At 42.0% G+C, this 21,586-nt stretch carries 18 protein-coding genes; 14 read left to right on the forward strand and 4 right to left on the reverse strand.

The window, feature by feature from the left end:
- Positions 1 to 228: 228 nt before the first annotated feature.
- The 4 genes from PSI23_RS10045 to dld all read left to right on the forward strand — a co-directional run bounded on the left by PSI23_RS10045 (position 229) and on the right by dld (position 6,257).
- Positions 229 to 2,187, forward strand: coding sequence for a ligand-gated channel protein (locus PSI23_RS10045; RefSeq protein WP_273554951.1), 1,959 nt, complete (start codon positions 229 to 231; stop codon positions 2,185 to 2,187).
- Positions 2,188 to 2,650: 463 nt separating this feature from the next.
- Positions 2,651 to 2,863: a hypothetical protein gene (locus tag PSI23_RS10050; protein ID WP_273554952.1), complete on the forward strand. Its 213-nt coding sequence runs from the start codon at positions 2,651 to 2,653 to the stop codon at positions 2,861 to 2,863.
- On the forward strand, positions 2,853 to 4,229 hold the full coding sequence (locus PSI23_RS10055) for an APC family permease (protein ID WP_273554953.1): 1,377 nt from the start codon (positions 2,853 to 2,855) through the stop codon (positions 4,227 to 4,229). Before PSI23_RS10050 ends, PSI23_RS10055 begins: the two co-directional genes overlap by 11 nt.
- Positions 4,230 to 4,511: 282 nt before the next feature.
- Complete coding sequence (dld, locus tag PSI23_RS10060) at positions 4,512 to 6,257, forward strand: D-lactate dehydrogenase (protein WP_273554954.1); 1,746 nt, start codon at positions 4,512 to 4,514, stop codon at positions 6,255 to 6,257.
- 258 nt (positions 6,258 to 6,515) lie between these two features.
- Here dld and sbcB read toward each other — a convergent pair whose 3' ends face one another.
- On the reverse strand, positions 6,516 to 7,946 hold the full coding sequence (gene sbcB, locus PSI23_RS10065) for an exodeoxyribonuclease I (protein ID WP_273554955.1): 1,431 nt from the start codon (positions 7,944 to 7,946) through the stop codon (positions 6,516 to 6,518).
- Positions 7,947 to 8,522: 576 nt separating this feature from the next.
- On the opposite strand from sbcB, the gene tmaR reads away from it, so the two are divergent.
- Positions 8,523 to 8,843 (forward strand): PTS system regulator TmaR, encoded by a 321-nt coding sequence (tmaR, locus tag PSI23_RS10070; RefSeq protein WP_069316200.1) that lies wholly within the window; start codon positions 8,523 to 8,525, stop codon positions 8,841 to 8,843.
- Between the two features lie 119 nt (positions 8,844 to 8,962).
- Here tmaR and PSI23_RS10075 read toward each other — a convergent pair whose 3' ends face one another.
- Positions 8,963 to 9,589 carry an SDR family oxidoreductase gene (locus PSI23_RS10075; RefSeq protein ID WP_273554956.1) on the reverse strand — a complete coding sequence of 209 codons (627 nt, stop codon included), beginning with the start codon at positions 9,587 to 9,589 and terminating at the stop codon, positions 8,963 to 8,965.
- 176 nt (positions 9,590 to 9,765) lie between these two features.
- On the reverse strand, positions 9,766 to 13,044 hold the full coding sequence (gene rne, locus PSI23_RS10080) for a ribonuclease E (RefSeq protein ID WP_273554957.1): 3,279 nt from the start codon (positions 13,042 to 13,044) through the stop codon (positions 9,766 to 9,768).
- 551 nt (positions 13,045 to 13,595) lie between these two features.
- On the opposite strand from rne, the gene rluC reads away from it, so the two are divergent.
- A complete protein-coding gene (gene rluC / locus PSI23_RS10085; protein WP_273554958.1) occupies positions 13,596 to 14,552 on the forward strand; it encodes a 23S rRNA pseudouridine(955/2504/2580) synthase RluC in 957 nt (318 codons plus the stop codon).
- On the opposite strand, the gene PSI23_RS10090 is transcribed toward rluC, so the two are convergent.
- On the reverse strand, positions 14,546 to 15,139 hold the full coding sequence (locus tag PSI23_RS10090) for a Maf family protein (RefSeq protein WP_273555018.1): 594 nt from the start codon (positions 15,137 to 15,139) through the stop codon (positions 14,546 to 14,548). The genes rluC and PSI23_RS10090 overlap by 7 nt on opposite strands.
- A gap of 144 nt (positions 15,140 to 15,283) precedes the next feature.
- Between PSI23_RS10090 and yceD the strand changes: the two genes are divergently transcribed.
- The 8 genes from yceD to fabF all read left to right on the forward strand — a co-directional run bounded on the left by yceD (position 15,284) and on the right by fabF (position 21,430).
- Positions 15,284 to 15,808 (forward strand): 23S rRNA accumulation protein YceD, encoded by a 525-nt coding sequence (gene yceD, locus PSI23_RS10095; protein WP_273554959.1) that lies wholly within the window; start codon positions 15,284 to 15,286, stop codon positions 15,806 to 15,808.
- A gap of 12 nt (positions 15,809 to 15,820) precedes the next feature.
- Entirely contained in the window at positions 15,821 to 15,991 is a 171-nt protein-coding gene (rpmF, locus tag PSI23_RS10100) for a 50S ribosomal protein L32 (RefSeq protein WP_004247080.1), read from the forward strand.
- Between the two features lie 28 nt (positions 15,992 to 16,019).
- The gene (plsX, locus tag PSI23_RS10105) at positions 16,020 to 17,072 is read left to right on the forward strand and encodes a phosphate acyltransferase PlsX (protein WP_273554960.1); all 1,053 of its coding nucleotides are present in this window, start codon (positions 16,020 to 16,022) and stop codon (positions 17,070 to 17,072) included.
- Positions 17,073 to 17,078: 6 nt separating this feature from the next.
- A complete protein-coding gene (locus PSI23_RS10110; protein ID WP_273554961.1) occupies positions 17,079 to 18,032 on the forward strand; it encodes a beta-ketoacyl-ACP synthase III in 954 nt (317 codons plus the stop codon).
- Between the two features lie 18 nt (positions 18,033 to 18,050).
- Positions 18,051 to 18,980, forward strand: coding sequence for an ACP S-malonyltransferase (gene fabD, locus PSI23_RS10115; protein ID WP_273554962.1), 930 nt, complete (start codon positions 18,051 to 18,053; stop codon positions 18,978 to 18,980).
- 11 nt (positions 18,981 to 18,991) lie between these two features.
- On the forward strand, positions 18,992 to 19,726 hold the full coding sequence (fabG, locus tag PSI23_RS10120) for a 3-oxoacyl-ACP reductase FabG (RefSeq protein ID WP_273554963.1): 735 nt from the start codon (positions 18,992 to 18,994) through the stop codon (positions 19,724 to 19,726).
- Between the two features lie 151 nt (positions 19,727 to 19,877).
- Entirely contained in the window at positions 19,878 to 20,111 is a 234-nt protein-coding gene (gene acpP / locus PSI23_RS10125) for an acyl carrier protein (protein ID WP_092519643.1), read from the forward strand.
- Positions 20,112 to 20,188: 77 nt separating this feature from the next.
- On the forward strand, positions 20,189 to 21,430 hold the full coding sequence (fabF, locus tag PSI23_RS10130; RefSeq protein ID WP_273554964.1) for a beta-ketoacyl-ACP synthase II: 1,242 nt from the start codon (positions 20,189 to 20,191) through the stop codon (positions 21,428 to 21,430).
- Positions 21,431 to 21,586: the final 156 nt, after the last annotated feature.

Raw genomic sequence — 21,586 nt, forward strand, 5'->3', positions numbered from 1 at the left:
TAATCGCCCTCGTAAAACACGAGATTACAAAACACCGAATGAGTTATTTAAAGGAGTACCCACTCATTTACTTCGTTCATTACGGTGTTGCGCTTAATATGTGAATCCAAGTAATTAATTTAATAAATACAACACAGAGAGGGGTAATTAGTTATCCCTGTTAATGGTCGTGTGTTGGTTATCCATATTAATTTAAATAATTCTATTCTACCTTTTGGAGAATCGGGAATGGCTGTTTTTGCAAAGAAAAAAATTGTATTAGGTATTATTGCTGCTATATCGTCCAGCACTGTTTTGGCTGCTAATAATAGTGAAGATAAAATTATTGTCACTACAGCGGCGGGGTTCCAGCAAAAGATTGAAGATGCGCCTGCTTCAATTTCAGTTGTCAGCCGTGAGCAACTGGAAACTAAAGCCTACCGTGATGTAACGGATGCATTGAAAGATGTGCCGGGCGTGGTTGTTACTGGTGGTGGTAGTAGTAGTGATATTAGTATTCGTGGTATGGCTTCAAAATATACCATGATCCTAGTTGATGGTAAGCGTGTTGATACGCGTAACACTCGTCCGAATAGTGATGGTTCGGGAATTGAACAAGGATGGTTACCACCGCTGACTGCAATTGAGCGTATTGAAGTAGTGAGAGGACCTATGTCTTCTCTATATGGTTCTGATGCTATGGGCGGTGTGATTAATGTTATTACGCGTAAGGCTCAGAAAGAATGGCATTTAAGCTTGAGAGCAGATGCTACCCTAACTGAAAGTAAAGATTCTGGTAACAGCTACCAAAATAGTATTTATGCAGCAGGACCAGTCATTGATGGGTTGTTGGGATTGAGGGTGAATGGCTCATATTCGCATCGTAATGAAGATAAGTTTTTAGGAGGATTTAGAGAGCAAGAAATGCGCAACGGCGCAATAGCTTTCTCCTTAACTCCAGATGAGCAAAATGCTTTTACTTTTGAAGCTGGCCGCTATGAACAAGATCGCGATTCAACGATCGGTAAGACTCGTGATTGTCAGCCAAAATCTTGTGACAATGATATAAGTCGTTATAAACGTAATAATTACTCTATTACTCATCATGGTATTTATGATTTTGGCACGACGACCTCTTATATTCAAAGAGATGAGGCTCGTAATCCTGAACGTGATATGACAAATAATGATACGGTATTTAATAATCATACGACGCTTGTATTTGACGACCACACAGTAAGTATTGGCGGCCAATATCGTTATGAGGATTTGCGAGACAATAGCAATAAACTACCTACAGCTAAAGGTGTTAATAAGTTAACTCGCTGGAGTTGGGCGTTAGTCCTAGAAGACGAATGGCAAATGGTTAATGATTTTGCTCTGACTAGCGGAGTTCGGTTAGATAAAGATCAAAATTTCGGAATGCATTGGACACCTCGCCTATATGGAGTATGGCACGCTGATGAGCAATGGACGATTAAGGGAGGGGTTTCTACAGGTTATCGTTCTCCTGATATAAGACAAGTTGCTCCTAACTGGGGACAGACAACAGGTGGGCGGTTTAGCACAGGAATGATCTTAGGGAATTCAGATCTCAAGCCAGAGAAAAGTATCAATGAAGAAATTAGTATTATCTGGAATAATCAAGAAAACTTTAATGTTGGTGTAACTATCTTTAATACTAATTTTAAAGATAAAATCACAGAAATTGGATATTGCGACAAAGGTTGTAAACTGGGTAGTGACGATTATGATTTTATTAACAAACGTATAAATGTTGATAAGGCTAATATTCGAGGTATTGAAACTACCCTGAATTGGGATATTGTTGAAAATTTGTCATTGGCAGCAAACTATACTTATACCAATTCTGAGCAAAAAAGCGGTAAGTTCAAAGGTCAACCATTAAATAAAATGCCAACACATATGGCGAATGCAACCTTGAACTGGCAGCCGTTATCCGAGTTGGATACGTGGACTCGTATTAATTTCCGCAGTAAAACAAAAAATTATCAGTATCGCTCTAGTATGAGAGATGGAACCCCTTCTTATACTTTTGTTGATCTAGGAGTGACTTATAATTTGGCTAAAAACCTACGCTTGTTAGGTGGGGTCTATAACGTTTTTGACAAACGAGTAACTGAAGAAAGCCATGATGCAGTCCTAGATGGTCGCCGTTACAATATCGGCATTAATTATGACTTTTAACTAATATTTCACTTTTTTATTAATATTAGTTGTTATGCATAACATTTAGACATCATATAAAATCATCCCGTCATCAATTTTGTGGTGATGGGATGATTTTTTTGCTATCAAGATACTCATAACTAAATGGCAAATAGTTCTCCTCTGTGCTAAAAAACAACCAAAGGCCAATCAACGGATATGAAGGTGTCAGGCTTGGACACAAACTCAGTAAGAGCTTATTTTATAAGGCTTTATAGTGTTGTAAAAAATAATAAATTTTTAGTGTCGTGGCGCTTGCTATTTCTGGACTTGAAGGGCAAAATGCGTGCACTAAAAATAACTGGTGCGTAAATATGCACCAGTTATTTTTTTTGCTTTGAGTTATTTTTTACAACACCAAGAGGCCGGATTCTGTTCTGGATCGATACTGACCATAAGCAACCATAATTGAAGCTGGGTTGCTGTACTGAGGAATGCAAATATGAAGCAATTATTCTCTTTTGCACTTGTGCCAATTGGCGCTCGTTGCTGCAACGATGACTACGGGGCATGGCCCTCTGTCAGTTCACCATCCTCTGATTCTTCTTTCTTTTCTGTTTATAGACAGATGCGAAGTCTACCCAGTAACTATCGATTAAGTAGTTGTATCAGTACCCAGATCGAAGTTATGGGAGGTTTCGCTCATGTCGCATAATTCAATCTCTCTTGGCACCAGCCAAGCCAGTGCCAGCAACCGCGTTCAATTGAGAAGAACATTGACTCTGTTTCAAGTAGTCATGATGGGTCTTGCGTACATGCAGCCAATGACTATTTTTGATACTTTTGGCATAGTTTCCAAATTGACGGATGGACATGTTGCGACATCTTATGCTATCGCACTGACCGCAATTTTATTTACAGCTTTAAGTTATGGAAAATTAGTAAAACGTTTCCCATCAGCAGGTTCCGCCTACACATACGTACAAAAATCAATGAATCCCCATCTTGGGTTTATGGTAGGTTGGTCGTCTTTACTGGATTATCTGCTTATGCCGATGATCAATATCTTGCTGGCAAAAATTTATCTTCAAGCCATTTTCCCAGACATTGATCCTTGGATCTTTGTGGTTGGTTTGGCAGTATTGATGACAGTGTTCAATCTGAGTGGCATTAATGTTGTAGCAAACCTTAATGGCCTGATTGTGGTTGTGCAAATTGCTGTCATAGTGGCATTTGTCGGTTTCTTAATGTACGGCGTACATAGCGGAGAAGGTGCTGGCACTTTGTTCAGTATGCGACCGTTTACGTCGGAAGAAGCAAAATTGATTCCAATGATAACCGGAGCGACGATACTTTGTTTCTCTTTCCTCGGGTTTGATGGTATTAGTTCTTTATCTGAAGAAACACCTAATGCAGAAAAGGTTATTCCTAAAGCGATTTTCCTGACTGCATTAATTGGTGGTGTTATCTTCATTGCTGTATCTTATTTCTTACAGCTCTATTTCCCTGATATTTCTCGGTTTAAAAACCCTGATGAATCTCAGCCAGAAATTATGCTGTACGTTGCAGGGGCACTATTTCAATCGATTATTTTGGTTTTTTCCTGTGTAACTGTAATGGCTTCTGGTATGGCTGCTCACGCAGGTGTATCCCGTCTGCTCTATGTAATGGGGCGTGATGGTGTATTACCTGAAAAAGTATTTGCTTATGTTCACCCTAAATGGCGTACTCCATCAATCAACGTGATATTAGTTGGCATTATTGCTTTATCCGCAGGTTGGTTGAATCTGGTGACGGCAACGGCTCTGATTAACTTTGGTGCATTGGTTGCATTTACGTTTGTGAACTTATCGGTGATTTCTCAATTCTATATTCGTGAACGTCGCAATAATACATTGAAAGACACCTTGAATTTCTTGATATTACCACTTCTTGGTGCTGCAACAGTGGGTGTCTTGTGGATGAATTTGGAAGTAAACTCTATGGAATTAGGTTTGATTTGGGGAAGCATTGGTCTTCTTTACATGTTTTTCCTGACTCGTAGCTTCCGTCAGCCAATGCCACAGTTTACTGAATCATAGTTAAAAAGTGGTTCAGATTATTGCTAAAAATCAGCAAGTTGAAATTGAAAATGTGGTTTTAAAACAGCACCTTCGGGTGCTGTTTTATTTTTAGTTTTTGCACATCCGTTTGGGGCACAATCAATACTGCCTTCTATGAAGGTGGGTTTTTACTTGAAATGAAAAAAGAGTATAAATCATACAGATATTATCAAAAGACATCATATAATAAACGGTAAATTAGCCATGCCTGATTTCATTAAGAGCTGGTCTGTCTGGCTCTAGTAAGGTAAGAGAATTATTATGAATGATGCTAAAAATCCTCAGAATCAGCGATTAATCACCACTCTCACGAATATTGTTAGTTCTTCTCATATCCTCATTGAACCTAGAAAAACGGAACGTTACCGAAAAGGTTTTCGTTCCGGACAAGGAAATGCCCTTGCGGTTGTATTTCCGGGTTCATTATTGGAACAGTGGAAAGTATTCAAAGCCTGTGTTGAGGCTGACAAAATCATTTTGATGCAGGCAGCCAATACTGGGTTAACGGAGGGATCGACACCGAGTGGCAATGATTATGACCGTGATATCATCATTATCAGTACATTACGAATGGATAAAATTCAGATTATTCAATCAACGAATCAAGTTATTGCATTCCCTGGCAGTACATTGTGGCATTTAGAGAAGGTATTGAAACCATTGGGACGTGAACCACATTCAGTTATTGGTTCGTCCTGTATTGGTGCATCCGTTATTGGTGGGATTTGCAATAACTCAGGGGGTTCTTTGGTTCAGCGGGGACCCGCTTATACTGAAATGGCGCTCTATGGCCGAGTCAATGAAAAAGGAGAAGCTGAACTGATTAACCACTTGGGAATATCGTTGGGTGATCAGCCCGAAGATATTTTGGTTTGTCTGGAAGGGCAACGTTACCGAACTGAAGATATTCAGCATGGTGACAGAAATGCTTCTGATCATGAATATTCACAGCGTGTCCGGGATATAGATGCAAATACGCCATCAAGATTTAATGCTGATGAACGCAGGCTATTTGAAGCCTCGGGTTGTGCGGGGAAATTGGTTGTTTTTGCGGTCCGTCTTGATACTTTTCCAGCAGAGACATCTTCGCAGGTTTTTTATATCGGCACCAACCAACCGAAAGTATTGACAGAATTGCGGCGTCATATTCTATCGAATTTCCAGCACTTACCAGTTGCTGGGGAATACATGCATCGGGATATATTTGATATAGCAGAAATATATGGGAAAGACACCTTCATTATGATTGATAAACTGGGCACAGATAAAATGCCAATGTTTTTCAACCTGAAAGGACGAGTCGATGCCACATTAGGCAAAGTGCCATTTTTGCCATTACATCTGACAGATCGTGTCATGCAGGGGTTGAGCTGTTTATTACCTTCTCATTTACCTACTCGCCTGAAAGAATATCGAAATCGCTTTGAGCATCACTTGATGCTGAAAATGTCAGGTAAAGGTATAAAAGAGGCGAGTGAATGGCTGGAAAGTTATTTCAAGCAAGCTGATGGAGAGTATTTTGTTTGTTCCCCAGAAGAGGGGGCGAAAGCATTCTTACATCGTTTTGCCGCCGCAGGGGCAGCCATTCGTTATCAAGCTGTTCACAATAATGAAGTAGAAGATATTTTGGCATTGGATATCGCTTTGCGCCGTAATGATCGTGAATGGTTTGAAACTTTGCCCGCCGAAATCAATGAAGCGTTAGTTTATCGGCTATATTATGGACATTTTATGTGTCATGTATTCCATCAGGACTATATTGTTAAAAAAGGTACAAATGTCCATGCGTTAAAAACAAAAATGCTGGAGATTTTGAATCAACGAGGTGCGGAATATCCTGCCGAGCATAACGTTGGTCACTTGTATAAAGCTAAACCACAGCTTAAGCGCTTCTATCAACTGACTGATCCAACTAATACTTTAAATCCGGGAATTGGTAAAACTTCCAAGCTGAAAAACTGGAGAGGAGAATATGGTTGCCAAGTTACTGAACATCAAAATGATTAGCTTGCGTTCATGATGGAGCAAAAGAAGAAAAAGACAAAACATCAATGTTGGTCTTTTTTTTCTTTAAACAAATATTCTTTTTATCGTTCAGGTTGCAACTTGAAATCTATTGGGTATATACCCTTCGTCTTTCAAGTTGCCTCTTTGTTGGCTGCGTTCACTCACCCCGGTCACATAGTTATCTATGCTCCCGGGGATTCGCTCCTTTGCCGCCGCGACGCATCTTGAAATCCATTGGGTATAGAACTTATATAGAATTTATCCAGCTATTTGAATTGCATAATCAACCAGTGTTTTTAACTGGCGGCATTTTTCTTCATCAGACTGATATTCAACAAAAAGCCCTTTAATAGCTGCAAGATATTGGCTGATATTTTCCTGTGTTAACGTATCTTGGCGATGACGTAGCCAGCGTTGTTGTTCGTCATGATCCAGTGTTGCTGGATAATTTCTTGCACGATAGCGGAATAATAGTGGCTTAATGCGCGCATCCTGGAACGTTAGATCCAAGGCTGGCAAGTTTTGGGGGGAGGTTTTTCTGATAATTTCCATAGCAGTTTTGTCAGCATCACTGAAAAATCCGCTGTATAGTTTGGTGTCGATATTATCAGATTCCGGAAATTCTTCTGGATGAGAAAACAGTTCAACGACCTTTTCTCTAATTTGTGGGTGGTTGCGCAAAATAGCCAAATTTCGCTCACACTGGTTGCGATCCAGTCCAACTCGCTCTGCATCTTTTGGACGCAAGGTATTTTCAGGCGCAATGATTGGACATTTATTAATATGCACTAGTTTAATTGGCACCGGACTTTGGTCTGGCTGTAATTCATCCCGTCGAGTATACAGGCGCTCACGTAATTCCTCTGCGCTAAGCTCCAGAAGTGGAGAAACATCACCTGCCAGATCGCACATGATAACTGCATTGCGGTTACTTGGATGCCATGCCAAAGGGGCAATCAGACTAATATTGCTGCGTAGAGCTCCGAACATGCCCGATACATGAACCAGAGGTTTCATTTGTGGGATATCAATTTGATTGCTGACTTTCTGTTTATTTCTCAATTGGAAAAAATAATCGAACAGTTTAGGTTGAGCTTTTTTCACCAATTTTGCCATTGCAATAGTGGCATAAACATCGGACATAGCATCATGAGCATGAGTATGCTCAACTCCGTTGGCTTTTGTCAGATGTTCCAGTTTGAAGCTAGGCAATCCATCCTCATTTTCAGGCCAGACAATGCCTTCCGGACGCAGGGCATAGCAGGCACGTAATACATCGAGCAAATCCCAGCGGGAGTTGCCTTTTTGCCAGCTATAGGCATAAGGATCGTAAAAATTACGATAGAAGATATTACGGCTGACCTCGTCATCAAAACGAATATTGTTATAGCCAAGAATACATGTATTGGGTTTGCTGAATGCTTCATGAATTTTCCGGGCAAATTCAGCTTCGTCGACACCTTTTTTCAATGCCAATTGAGGTGTAATTCCTGTGATCATGACAGCTTCAGGATCGGGAAGATAATCGTCAGCGGGAGCACAATACACCACTAAAGGCTCTTCAATGATATTGAAATCACTGTCGGTGCGAACTCCCGCAAATTGTGCAGGACGATCTAGGGCCGGATGCTTACCAAAAGTTTCATAGTCATGAAAGTAGAAACTTTGGTTTTCTTTACTGGTATTCAAGATTGTGTACTCTCCGTTATTGCTAATTTTTATGATTACTAATCAAAGGATTATGCTTCCACCAGTGTCACATTTATCCAATTCTATCGCTAGGTATATCACATGTTATACATGGTAAACTATATTATGACGAATCTGAATTATTGGAAAAGCACTTCCGACACTACAAGAATATGTCGTGTTTCGTGAGTGATCCGGACTATCTGAAAAATTCCTTGAAGTTGTGGGGAAAGGTTTACCAAATTCATTATTTTCAATTTGCCTGCATGCCCAAGATATGAAACCTGAATTCTATGAAAAATTAGGATATCAATTAACAGTATCAAACGCTCAAGGATGTATCATCGTTTCTAAATCTATGCGAAGCAATTCGCATGGCTGCCAAGATTCAAACTTACCATGGCAGTAGTAGCTATTGGATTCCAGATGTGGAGGACAAGATATTTGATTAAGGAATATACCTGGAAAGTAGTTTGTATCAATAAATTGTTGAAACTGACTTGTCTATGTATTGCTTGAAATTGTATTGTGTAGTTAGCACAAGAAATTATCGGTCTGATTAAAAAGGTATGAAAAATGGATAACACAAATAAACCAACATTCCACAATGTACTGGAGTTTGTGCGTATATTTCGTCGCAAAAACAAATTACAGCGCGAAATTGTAGACAATGAGAAAAAGGTTCGAGATAACCAAAAACGTGTACTCCTGCTCGATAATCTGAGCGATTACATAAAGCCGGGAATGTCGGTTGAAGATATTCAAGGAATTATTGCTCACATGCGCAGTGATTATGAAGAGCGTGTTGATGAATATATCATCAAAAATGCTGAGCTATCTAAAGAACGCCGTGAGTTATCTAAAAAACTCAAAGCGATGGATGGTGGAGTCAAATAAGTTTTAGTTATTTAAAATGTCACTGTTCAAAAAGGCGCTTCTTAAAAAATAGTAATTTTAATTTGAACTGGTACTTAACCACGCCATTAGGCGTGGTTGCCTTTTGGTATCAGTAAAACTTAACTCCGGTGAGGCTTGAGTTCTGGATCAACTAAGGCATAAATCTGATAGTAAGTTTGTTCATCTTCAGACAGTTGCGCCAATTGCTTTGCTACATCCTCTCGGCTCACCATGCCATGAATTTCTTCTTGATAAAGTTTGCAATGCCCAGTCCCGGATTGATCCGTAAGGCCACCGGGACGGACAATTGTAAAATCCAGTGTGCTGGTTTGCAGATAACTTTCGGCCAGTGATTTGTGTCTGACAGATTGTCCGAATAATGATTTGGCTCGTGCGGATAATGTCTTCCAACTTTCGCCACATCCAATAGATGTCACTAATAACAAACGTGAAATTTGCGCTTGTTCCAATGCGTCTATTATTGCAATGTTCCCATAGTGATCAGCATCTCCTCCACCAATAGTTGAGAAAACAACAGGATTTTCTCCCGCTTGTGCAATCGTTTTTTCTATGCTTATTCTGTCACAAGCATCGCCGTGTATCACGTTAACTCCTATTGCACTTAATTCCACAGCTTGTTGTGCATTGCGAATTAAAGCGATGACAGGACGGTTTTGTTTTAGTGCAATAGTGACCAAATGGCGTCCAACGCCTTTCCCAGCACCAAAAATTAGCCAAGGTTTCATCGACGGAAAGTTCTCCATAAAATTAACTATTTTAAATGATAATGATAACTATCCAAGTTTATTGGAATCGATGATTGAAAGAAATGAAACTAATTAGTTTTTTACCGTGGGTAGGGTAAAAAAATGGCTCCCTGTGTTGGGAGCCATTTGGTTTTACAATCAATTAAAATATCTAATTATTCGAATAACCGCGGTTTGGACATGGCAGATGCTGCGATATTTGTTGCTGAATGTCCACCTGCACCGCCTTTGCCTGTGAATGGATAAGCCGGACGTTGCCATTCAGTGATAATAACAGGTTTGGTCACCATATCTGGTGCCGGTGCCTTCGTCATTGGGGAATAAGCGTGATGATTTTTTTCCACGATAATCGAAGACTCAACAGCTTTTGCCTCTTCCGTTTTAACTTCCTCTGCCTTGCATATTTCCGTTGTGACAGCTGGTTGTTCTTCATGATGTTCCTGTTCGACTATAGACGTCACAATGATGGAATCTGCCGTGTGACGTATTTCTTCAGAATCATGTGGTACTAGGATATGTGGTTCTGCATCGCCTAAAAATTCTGACTGATATTTTTCATCATGGTTGATGACAGGCTCCACGTTTTTTGGTTCCGAAACTTTAGGTCTTTCTAATTCCGGCTCTACTGGCGTTACGATGGCAGCATCATTAATAGTAGATTTAGTATTGTCATGATCAGTGCCTTCTTGTTGCACTGCAACTTTCTGCTCTGTTACTTCAATCTGTGGCACTACTGCAGTTGATGCTGATTCTGTTATTGAAGGCATCAGAATAACTTTTTCCTGCTGTACAGGAGTGATTTTTTCTTCAACCGTTTCGATAACTACATCAACAGAAGCTGGAATTCCAGATTCAGCAGTGGTCACAGGTGCAACAGGATAACGAACCCACACTTTACCTGATGCCAATTCTGGAGATACTACAGCCATTTTCAATGGTACTGGTGATTGAGTCAGATTACGTTCATCACGATAGCGGCGGCGACGTTGACCACTGACACGTAAGTGGCGTGGGGAACGACGGGAACGACGCGGCATTGTGTTGTCTTGTTGATCATTGTTTTGTGGCGCAACGGCTTGTGATGCTGAGTTTTGTGAATCTGCATCTTGTGCAACCGTATTTTGTGACATTTCAGGTTGGTTAGCGGCTTCAGCATTTGAGTCAATAACGGTTGGCCCAGGCGCTTTTGTCTCTTTGTTGCTGTTTGCTGATACAGCTTCCGGTATCACTACTGGTAAGGCAGCAACATTAGTTTCTTGTTTCACTTCGTCAGTGATACGTACTTTTTGCTCAAGCTGACGGCGTTGACGGCGAGGCATAACTGGTTGACGCTCTTCAACTTCTTCTTCGACGATGTCGGATTGATTTGTTGTCTGCTGAGCTTTCTCTTCCAATTGTTGCTGACGTTTTTCTTCCTGGCGACGACGCTGACGTTCAGCTCGTTGTTCACGGCGTTGTTGCTGCTGTGCTTCACGAGCTTCATTATCTACCACTGTGCTATCTTGAACATTATTTTTCTGCTGGGCATTACGGCCCTTGCGTTGCTCATCACGCTCACGGTTATTGCGCACATCATTTTCGTTACGTTCGCGACGTTGATTCTGACGGCGTGGGTTGCGACGTTCTGATGAACGGCGATTATCATTACCAGAAGATTTTTTGCTATTTTCTTGGGTCTGTTTTTCTTCTTCACCACTGAACATCTTTTTCAGGGCACTTAAGAATCGACTGAACAAGCCGGGTTTTTCAGTTTGTTTCTGATTATTGACTACCGCTTTTTTCTCTTTTGTTTTTGCTTTTTCTACTGCCGATGATGCAGTTGTCTCTACGGGCAGATCAAAAGTTGAAATAGCAGGTTGCTCTGGACGTTTGCGTTCATGCTGACCATCATCCTGAACATTTGTCATTTCAGCTTCATGCAGTTGTGGAAGCAAATAGCTCAAAGTTGAAATTTCTTCGCCTTTACGTACACGTAAAACAGAGAAATGCGGGGTTTGCATTTGATCGTTTGGAACAATGATAACGCCAACACCGCCTTGACGATGTTCAATGGCACTGACTGCCTTACGTTTTTCATTCAGTAAGTAGGAAGCAATTTGCACAGGAACAATTGCGTGAACCTGATGCGTATTTTCTTTCAGCGCTTCTTCTTCAATTAAGCGAAGAATAGAGAGAGACAGTGATTCGTTATCTCGAATAGTTCCGGTACCGCTACAACGAGGGCAGACATGGTGGCTGGATTCACCAAGAGATGGACTTAAGCGTTGGCGTGACATCTCCAATAATCCAAAGCGGGAAATTCGGCCGATTTGAATGCGGGCGCGATCTTGGCGTACAGAATCACGCAGTCGGTTTTCAACCTCACGTTGATGGCGCACCGGGGTCATGTCAATGAAATCGATAACAATAAGGCCACCGAGGTCACGCAGACGTAATTGACGTGCAATTTCATCAGCGGCTTCCAAGTTGGTATTAAATGCTGTTTCTTCGATATCACCACCGCGGGTTGAACGGGATGAGTTGATATCGATAGATATCAAGGCTTCAGTAGTATCGATGACTACAGAACCGCCGGAAGGCAGCCGAACTTCACGCTGGAAGGCAGATTCGATTTGCGATTCGATTTGATAATGACTGAACAGTGGGACTTCACCACTGTACAGTTTAATTTTACTGGCAAAATCAGGACGTCCCAATGCTGTGATGTGCTGGCGTGCTAAGTCAAGAATTTTAGGGTTGTCAATCAAGATTTCCCCAATGTCTGGACGCAGATAATCACGGAATGCGCGCACGATAACATTACTTTCCTGATGGATCAGGAATGGAGCAGGATGGTTGTCTGCGGCTTTTTTGATTGCTTCCCAATGTTTCAGACGGAAGTTCAAGTCCCCCTGTAAAGCTTCGGCAGATTTGCCTACACCTGCGGTACGAACAATAAGCCCCATGCCTTCTGGAACTTCAAGAGAAGAAAGCGCTTCTTTTAATTCGATGCGATCATCTCCCTCAATGCGGCGAGAAATTCCGCCCGCTCTTGGGTTATTCGGCATCAGAACTAGATAGCTACCGGCCAAACTGATAAAGGTTGTTAAAGCGGCGCCTTTATTACCTCGTTCTTCTTTATCAACTTGGACGATGACTTCCTGACCTTCTTTGAGGAGATCCTTAATGTTAGGGCGACCATGGGAATGATAATTACTTGGGAAATATTCGCGAGCAATTTCTTTTATGGGCAGGAAACCATGACGTTCCGCACCGTAATCAACAAAAGCGGCTTCCAGGCTAGGTTCAATTCGAGTAATTTTACCTTTATATATATTTGCCTTTTTCTGCTCGTGTCCTGGGCTTTCAATATCTAAATCATAAAGACGTTGCCCGTCAACAAGGGCAACGCGCAACTCTTCCTGCTGGGTTGCGTTGATTAACATTCTTTTCATTCTAACTTACTCATTATTTTACATTAATATAGAGCTGCGGATAAAAGAAGGAGAACTACTGGTTACCGATGACCTCGTGTCTTTTACAAATCCGCCAGCCTCACGGCTATCGTTTGTATAGAGGCGCCTATTTGTCGATGAGTCTGAATTTCATTTAAACACAGTACTCTATTGGGATGCTGCAATAGCATAGGTACAAATTTTTCCCAATCCAGTAAGCTGCCACCCACAGCCCATAAATTGCTTGATCAAACATTACGTCTTATGCATTTGCTGCGTTTTTGTTCGATCAAACAGATAACAAACAATTTTAATCCTGTCATTCATAGTTTAGTAAACTATGGCGAGAAAGCATTATTCCATTGCTATTGGGGTGATAGCAAGGTGACTTTGTCGCTTTGCGGGTTTTTTATTAGGAAATAGTGATAACTTGTTAATCTTTAGTCTTTATCCTAAGACACTTGAAATAATGAAGTAGAAAAAATGGATATTATTTAGGCATATTTAAAAATGAGTGGCGCTCTGTTTGTTGGATTATTAGAATCTTGTCCATGAAAACAAATAATCAAATTGTACAATTTGTCACGATTGATGACGATGAGGCTGGTCAGCGAGTTGATAACTTTTTGCTGGCCCGTTTAAAAGGTGTACCTAAGAGCATGATCTATCGGATCTTGCGTAAAGGTGAAGTTCGAGTCAACAAAGGAAGAATCAAGCCTGAATATAAATTGACAGCAGGTGATGTCATCAGGATCCCACCGGTTAGAGTAGCAGAAAGGCAAGAACCCCCTGTATCTGCCAAGCTGGATAAGGTTGCAGCTCTGGCAGAGTGTATCTTGTATGAAGATGACCATATTTTAGTCTTAAACAAACCATCGGGGACAGCAGTGCATGGGGGGAGCGGCCTGAGTTTTGGCGTGATAGAAGGGTTACGGGCTCTGCGTCCTGAAGCGCGTTTCCTTGAACTGGTACATCGGTTAGATCGCGATACATCGGGCATTCTGTTGATTGCGAAGAAGCGTTCTGCATTGCGGGCATTGCATGAGCAATTACGCTTGAAGCAGATGCAGAAAGACTATCTGGCGCTAGTGTGTGGGCAATGGCAGTCCCATTGTAAATTAGTAGAAGCACCTTTGTTGAAAAATATCCTGCAAAGCGGGGAAAGGGTGGTTAAAGTCAGTAAAGAAGGCAAACCGTCTGAAACACGTTTCAAAGTTGAAGAACGATATGAGTTTGCAACATTGGTACGAGCGAGTCCAGTAACGGGACGAACCCATCAGATCCGCGTACACACTTTACATGCCGGTCATCCCATTGCGTTTGATGATCGTTATGGTGATAGAGCATTTGATGCACAGCTTACAGAAACCGGACTTAACCGATTGTTCTTGCATGCCAGCTCATTAAAATTCACCCATCCATCCACGGGAGAAACGCTGCGTTTCGAAGCACCAATGGATGATAGGTTGCGGAAGTGTTTAAGAATACTGCGACACAATAATCACTGAGAACATGCCGTCAGTGGGTTTATCCCCTGACGGATAAGCATTTCTGTTAAAGTTATTAGTGGTAAACCTATAAGTGTATTCGGATCTTTACCATCAAGTTTATCAAATAACGTAATTCCTAAACCTTCACTTTTGAAACTACCAGCACAATTGAAGGGACTTTCTTTGTTTAAATAATGGATAATTTCTGTTTCTGTAAGCTCTCTGAAATAGACATGGAATAGCTCACAACGAGTATCAATACTCCCTGTTTTGCTATTGAATAATGTTATGCCGGTATAAAAAGTGACACATTTTCCACTGGCTTTTTTCAGCTGTAAGAAAGCATTCTCAAAATTATGTGGCTTGCCTGTAATTTTATCATCCAAAACACAAACTTGATCTGACGCTATAATCAGATGGCTAGAATATTCCCACTGCAATGCACTGGCTTTTGCATGTGACAGCCGCATTACCAATTGTTTTGGGCTTTCATTTTCCATTGGGCTTTCATCAATATTGGGGGAAGCACAAGTAAAAGGTAACCCCAATTTTTTCAATAATAGGCGTCGATATACAGAAGTTGACGATAAAACAATCGGAAGCATCATTTTTCCATAAAATACGTAGAGAAATATTCGTAGGCATTTTAAACTATACGCCGCTTAATAAGCGAATATTTAACGGAAAGGCGCAGATGTGTGGCCTTTTTCTTTGACTATGTCTCATTACAAAGATAATATGCGCGCCTTATGCAAAAGGTAAAATTACCCCTGACCATCGATGCGCTTCGAACAGCCCAGAAGAGATTGGACTACCATGGTAGTTATTCTGCTGGGCAAGTATCTCGTATTGCGGGATCCGTGGTCAGTGTGGATAGTGATGTAGATAACTCATTATCATTTGAAATTGATAATCAGCGTCTGGCAGTTGTAAAAGGGCATTCCGATGTGGATGTTACGCTTGCCTGTCAGCGTTGTGGCAGTAATTTCAGTCATCATGTTCACACAACGTATTGTTTTAGCCCGATCGTCAATGATGAGCAGGCTGAGGCATTACCGGAAGAATATGAGCCAATATGCGTTAACGAATTTGGCGAAATAGATTTGCTGGCAATGATTGAAGATGAAATAATTCTATCTCTGCCGGTAGTTCCGGTACATGATTCTGAACACTGTGAAGTGTCCGACGCGGATATGGTGTTTGGTGAACTTCCTCCTGAAGCGGAAAAGCCAAACCCATTTGCCGTATTAGCCAGTTTAAAGAAAAGTACTTAAGGAGTAAGGTCAATGGCCGTACAACAGAATAAACCAACTCGTTCTAAACGTGGTATGCGTCGTTCTCATGACGCACTGACTGCAACACATGTCTCTGTAGACAAAACTTCTGGTGAAACTCACCTGCGCCATCACGTGACTGCTGATGGCTATTACCGTGGCCGCAAGGTAATCAACAAGTAATTCAGCTAATTATTAGCAAGTTGATATCTTGGCTAATCTAACCTTAGCGTTAGATGCTATGGGCGGGGACTTTGGTCCTCGTGTTACGGTGCCTGCTGCATTGCAGGCACTGGCATCTAATCCACAACTGAAGCTATTGTTGGTCGGTAATCCCGAAACCATCTCTCCTTTGCTTGCAAATCAAAATGCTGAGCAGCTCAGCCGCTTGCAAATTGTCCCTGCGGAACATGTCGTTTCCAACGATGCAAGGCCATCTCAGGCTATTCGTTCCAGTCATGGTACTTCAATGCGTATAGCATTAAATTTAGTCAAGTCGGGAGAAGCACAGGCTTGTGTCAGTGCAGGGAATACAGGCGCCTTGATGGGATTGGCCAAATTGATGCTGAAATCCATTGAAGGAATTGAGCGGCCTGCATTGATGACAGTGATTCCTAACCTAAAACAGCAGAAGACTGTTGTATTGGATTTAGGCGCTAATATTAATTGTAATAGCAGTATGTTAGTTCAGTTTGCGATTATGGGCGTCGTAATGGCAGAGCATGTTGCTGGTGTGGATAATCCACGCGTTGCATTACTCAATATTGGGGAAGAGGAATCCAAAGGGCTGGATAATATCCGCGAAGCCGCTATAACCTTGCGCAATGCCCCTGCAATTAATTACATTGGGTATGTGGAAGGAAATGAGTTACTGACGGGAAAAACGGATGTGCTTGTATGTGACGGCTTCGCAGGTAATGTTACGCTGAAGACGATGGAAGGTGCGATCAGAATAATTCTATCTCTGATAAAGTCACCGGATGGTCAGCAGAAAAAATCATCTTGGTTGATGAAACAATTCAAGATGAAGATTTTTAAAAAATGGTTGCTAAGACAAGTAACTAAACGGTTTGGCCATCTAAACCCTGACCAGTATAACGGAGCAACGTTACTAGGCTTGCGTGGCATCGTCATCAAAAGTCACGGAGCTGCCAATGAACGTGCTTTTAAGGCTGCTATTGATCAAGCTATTCAAGCTATAGAGAAGCAGGTTCCTGACAGAATCGCTGCCCGGCTGGATGCAGTATTACCCAAGAGTGAATAAGCATAAATGTATACAAAGATCTTAGGTACGGGCAGTTATTTGCCTGCTCAGGTGCGTACTAACGCAGATTTAGAAAAAATGGTAGATACGTCTGACGAGTGGATTGTGTCTCGGACAGGCATTCGTGAACGCCGTATTGCAGCTGAAGATGAAAATGTTGCAATTTTAGGGTTCAAAGCCGCTGAAAAGGCCATTGAAATGGCTGGCATCGATAAGGCACAAATTGACTTAATCGTTGTCGCAACAACAAGCTCAACGCACGCCTTCCCAAGTGCGGCTTGCCAAATTCAACAGTTGCTGGGAATTCAAGGAATTGCGGCTTTTGATGTTGCAGCAGCATGTGCTGGCTTTACTTACGCGCTGAGCGTCGTAGATAAATTTATTAAAACTGGTGCTGCTAAACATGCATTGGTAATTGGTTCTGACATTATTTCAAGACTTGTAGATCCTAAAGATCGCAGTACGGTTATTCTTTTCGGAGATGCGGCAGGAGCAATGGTAGTAGGAGCTTCAGAGGAACCAGGCATCTTATCCACTCATCTTCATGCTGATGGTCGTTATGGTGATTTGCTGTCATTGCCTCATCAAAGTCGAGTAGAGCGTGATACACCAAAATACGTGACTATGGCTGGTAATGAAGTCTTTAAAGTTGCCGTTCGCGAATTAGCTAATATTGTTGATGAAACATTAGAAGCCAACAATTTGGCTCACTCCCAGCTTGATTGGCTGGTACCTCATCAGGCGAATTTGCGTATCATTTCGGCAACGGCCAAGAAATTAGATATGACAATGGATAAAGTGGTCGTGACTCTGGATCGATATGGCAATACCTCGGCAGCATCTGTTCCGACAGCATTCGATGAAGCGGTACGTGATGGAAGAATCCAGCGCGGCCAACTTGTTTTACTTGAAGCATTCGGCGGTGGCTTTACCTGGGGCTCAGCGCTAGTACGTTTTTAATTCAACAGGAAAATAAACATGTCTGATTTTGCAATGGTGTTTCCCGGTCAAGGTTCTCAATCTCTGGGTATGTTGGCAGATTTATCTTCAGAGTTTCCACTGGTTGAACAGACGTTCGCAGAGGCTTCTGCGGTTTTGGGATATGATTTATGGACATTAGTTCAGCAAGGGCCTGCAGAAGAACTGAACAAAACTTGGAAAACTCAACCTGCGTTGCTGGCCGCTTCAGTGGCGATTTGGCGAGTATGGCAGGAGAAAGGTGGTAAGTTGCCTTCCATGATGGCAGGTCATAGTCTTGGCGAATATTCTGCGCTGGTCTGTGCTGGTGTGATTGAATTCCAGCAAGCAATTAAACTCGTTGAATTGCGTGGGAAGCTGATGCAGGAAGCCGTGCCAGAAGGGCAAGGGGCAATGTATGCCATTATCGGTTTAGATAATGAGTCTATTGCAAAGGCATGTGAAGAATCAGCACAAGGTCAGGTTGTTTCACCTGTTAATTTCAATTCACCTGGGCAGGTTGTTATCGCAGGTGAAAAAGATGCTGTAGAACGTGCGGGAGCAGCATGTAAGGCTGTGGGTGCAAAACGCGCGTTGCCGTTATCTGTTAGTGTGCCTTCGCATTGTGCACTTATGAAATCCGCAGCCGAGCAACTGGCAGCTGCACTGCAAGAAGTTGTGTTTAACCAGCCACAATTCCCTGTCGTGAATAACGTCGATGTAAAAGTAGAAAAAACTGCTGATGCTATTCGAGACGCCTTGGTTCGTCAGTTGTATAATCCTGTACGTTGGGCAGAATCAGTTGAATATATTGCTGAGCAAGGCGTTGAACAATTGTTGGAAATCGGGCCAGGTAAGGTACTTACTGGGTTAACGAAACGTATTGTTGATACTTTAAGTGCTATAGCAGTAAATGATGTATCATCACTCACAGTTGCTCTGAACAAATGACTGAGGAAAACATGAGCTTTGATGGAAAAATTGCACTGGTCACTGGCGCTAGCCGTGGTATAGGTCGCGCGATTGCAGAATTATTGGTTGAGCGTGGTGCATGCGTTGTTGGCACTGCAACCAGTGAGAAGGGAGCGGAAGCAATCAGTGCTTTCCTTGGTGATAAAGGCAAAGGTTTTGTACTGAATGTCACAGATTCTGAATCCATTGAGAATGCACTATCGAATATTCGTGCGGAATTTGGTGAAATAGACATTTTAATTAATAATGCAGGCATCACTCGTGATAACTTGTTGATGCGCATGAAAGATGATGAGTGGCAAGATATTATTGACACTAATCTTTCTTCGATTTTTCGTCTGTCAAAAGCAGTAATGCGCTCCATGATGAAAAAACGTTATGGACGTATTATTTCCATTGGCTCTGTTGTTGGAACAATGGGAAATGCAGGGCAGGCGAATTACACGGCAGCGAAAGCAGGAGTTATTGGTTTTAGTAAATCACTGGCTCGTGAAGTCGCTTCTCGTGGCATCACTGTAAACGTTGTTGCACCTGGTTTTATTGAAACTGATATGACCAGAGCGTTGACAGATGAGCAACGTGCAGGTATTTCTGCTGGAATTCCTGCTAATCGTCTCGGTGATGCAAAGGAAATTGCCAGTGCTGTAGCGTTTCTTGCTTCTGACGAGGCCGCTTACATCACAGGTGAGACATTACATGTCAATGGTGGCATGTATATGATCTAAAAAATGAGCGAACCCTCTGTTTTTGATGTATTTTTTGTACAGAAAACACAGATTGTGGTTCGACCAGCCGGGATTTGGTTGCATCTTTTCCTGTATTTTATAAACTACGAAAACCATCGCAGAAGCGAGTTTTGATAGGAAATTTAATAGTATGAGCACTATCGACGAACGCGTTAAGAAAATCATCGTTGAACAACTGGGTGTTAAAGAGGAAGAAGTTGTGAACACAGCTTCATTTGTTGATGACTTGGGCGCTGATTCTCTTGACACAGTTGAACTGGTAATGGCTCTGGAAGAAGAGTTCGATATCGAGATCCCAGACGAAGAAGCTGAAAAAATCACTACAGTTCAGGCTGCTATTGACTACGTTGAAAACGCAGGTTAACAAGCACACATACCTAGGCGGTCGTTCGACCGCCTATGTTTTTCGTCCTAAATTTTTTCCCTCCCTGGAGGATAACTGTGTCTAAGCGTCGAGTAGTCGTGACCGGACTAGGCATGTTATCTCCTGTCGGCAATACAGTAGAGTCTTCTTGGAACGCTGTTTGTGCAGGACAGAGTGGTATCGGCCTTATCGAACATTTTGACACCGCTAACCATGCAACTAAGTTTGCAGGTGTGGTGAAGAATTTTAATCATGAAGATTTTAATATTTCGCGCAAAGAAGCACGGAAGATGGATCTCTTCATTCAGTATGGTATTGCTGCGGGCAAACAAGCTTTTGAAGATGCAGGAATCGAAGTAACAGAAGCCAATGCTAGTCGCTTTGGTGCGGCTATTGGTTCTGGTATTGGTGGTTTGGGTCTGATTGAAGAAAATCACGGTACATTGTTATCGGCAGGGCCTCGCAAGGTCAGCCCATTCTTTGTACCTTCAACCATCATCAATATGGTGGCAGGCCATTTGAGTATCCTGTATGGTCTTCGTGGTCCGAGTATTTCCATTGCAACTGCTTGCACTTCTGGCGTACATAATATTGGTCATGCGGCTCGTATCATTGCTTACAATGATGCTGACATTATGCTGGCAGGTGGCGCAGAAAAAGCTAGCACAGAATTTGGTGTTGCCGGATTTGGTGCGGCACGTGCATTGTCAACCCGTAATGATGATCCTCAAGGCGCAAGCCGTCCTTGGGATAAAGATCGTGATGGTTTTGTTCTGGGCGATGGCGCAGGTGTTGTCGTTCTTGAAGAATATGAACATGCGAAAAAACGTGGTGCAAAAATCTATGCTGAAGTTGTTGGCTTTGGCATGAGCAGCGATGCTTACCACATGACATCACCTCCTGAAGATGGAGCGGGTGCTGCTTTAGCAATGCAAAACGCTCTGAAAGATGCGGGAGTTTCACCAGAGCAGGTGGGTTACATCAATGCTCATGGTACTTCAACATCAGTTGGTGATATTGCAGAAGCGCGTGCAGTGGAGTCTGTTTTTGGTGAAGGCACTAAGGTATTGGTGAGTTCAACTAAATCAATGACAGGCCACTTATTGGGTGCTGCAGGCGCTGTTGAATCTATTTTTACTATTCTTGCTCTGCGTGATCAGATTGTTCCTCCAACCATTAACTTGGAGAATCAGGATGAGAACTGTCACTTGGATTTAGTTCCAGATGAAGCGCGTAAAGTTGAAGGAATGGAATACGCATTGTGTAACTCTTTTGGTTTCGGTGGCACCAATGGGTCATTGATTTTCCGCAAGATCTAAAATCACTTTGTGTTTATAAAAAGCCTCAACGTTTGTTGAGGTTTTTTTATATCTGTTTTCTATAGTTGTTTTTTATGATGGTTTTTGTGAATTATCTTTATGAACTGTTTTTATGAAATGTCTTTGTATGGTTTTTTGCACTGTAGAGACACCTAT

The organism is Xenorhabdus yunnanensis (genome assembly GCF_028598805.1).
In the GTDB taxonomy this organism is placed as follows: domain Bacteria; phylum Pseudomonadota; class Gammaproteobacteria; order Enterobacterales; family Enterobacteriaceae; genus Xenorhabdus; species Xenorhabdus yunnanensis.

Bases quoted from the DNA above. Each gene is read 5' to 3' on its own strand.
- PSI23_RS10090 (WP_273555018.1), bottom strand. From the start codon at position 15,139: ATGCTTCCGATTGTTTTATCGTCAACTTCTGTATATCGACGCCTATTA.
- tmaR (WP_069316200.1), top strand. From the start codon at position 8,523: ATGGATAACACAAATAAACCAACATTCCACAATGTACTGGAGTTTGTG.
- rluC (WP_273554958.1), top strand. From the start codon at position 13,596: ATGAAAACAAATAATCAAATTGTACAATTTGTCACGATTGATGACGAT.
- fabD (WP_273554962.1), top strand. From the start codon at position 18,051: ATGTCTGATTTTGCAATGGTGTTTCCCGGTCAAGGTTCTCAATCTCTG.
- PSI23_RS10075 (WP_273554956.1), bottom strand. From the start codon at position 9,589: ATGAAACCTTGGCTAATTTTTGGTGCTGGGAAAGGCGTTGGACGCCAT.
- PSI23_RS10045 (WP_273554951.1), top strand. From the start codon at position 229: ATGGCTGTTTTTGCAAAGAAAAAAATTGTATTAGGTATTATTGCTGCT.
- dld (WP_273554954.1), top strand. From the start codon at position 4,512: ATGAATGATGCTAAAAATCCTCAGAATCAGCGATTAATCACCACTCTC.
- PSI23_RS10055 (WP_273554953.1), top strand. From the start codon at position 2,853: ATGTCGCATAATTCAATCTCTCTTGGCACCAGCCAAGCCAGTGCCAGC.
- PSI23_RS10050 (WP_273554952.1), top strand. From the start codon at position 2,651: ATGAAGCAATTATTCTCTTTTGCACTTGTGCCAATTGGCGCTCGTTGC.
- yceD (WP_273554959.1), top strand. From the start codon at position 15,284: ATGCAAAAGGTAAAATTACCCCTGACCATCGATGCGCTTCGAACAGCC.
- rpmF (WP_004247080.1), top strand. From the start codon at position 15,821: ATGGCCGTACAACAGAATAAACCAACTCGTTCTAAACGTGGTATGCGT.
- rne (WP_273554957.1), bottom strand. From the start codon at position 13,044: ATGAAAAGAATGTTAATCAACGCAACCCAGCAGGAAGAGTTGCGCGTT.
- PSI23_RS10110 (WP_273554961.1), top strand. From the start codon at position 17,079: ATGTATACAAAGATCTTAGGTACGGGCAGTTATTTGCCTGCTCAGGTG.
- fabG (WP_273554963.1), top strand. From the start codon at position 18,992: ATGAGCTTTGATGGAAAAATTGCACTGGTCACTGGCGCTAGCCGTGGT.
- acpP (WP_092519643.1), top strand. From the start codon at position 19,878: ATGAGCACTATCGACGAACGCGTTAAGAAAATCATCGTTGAACAACTG.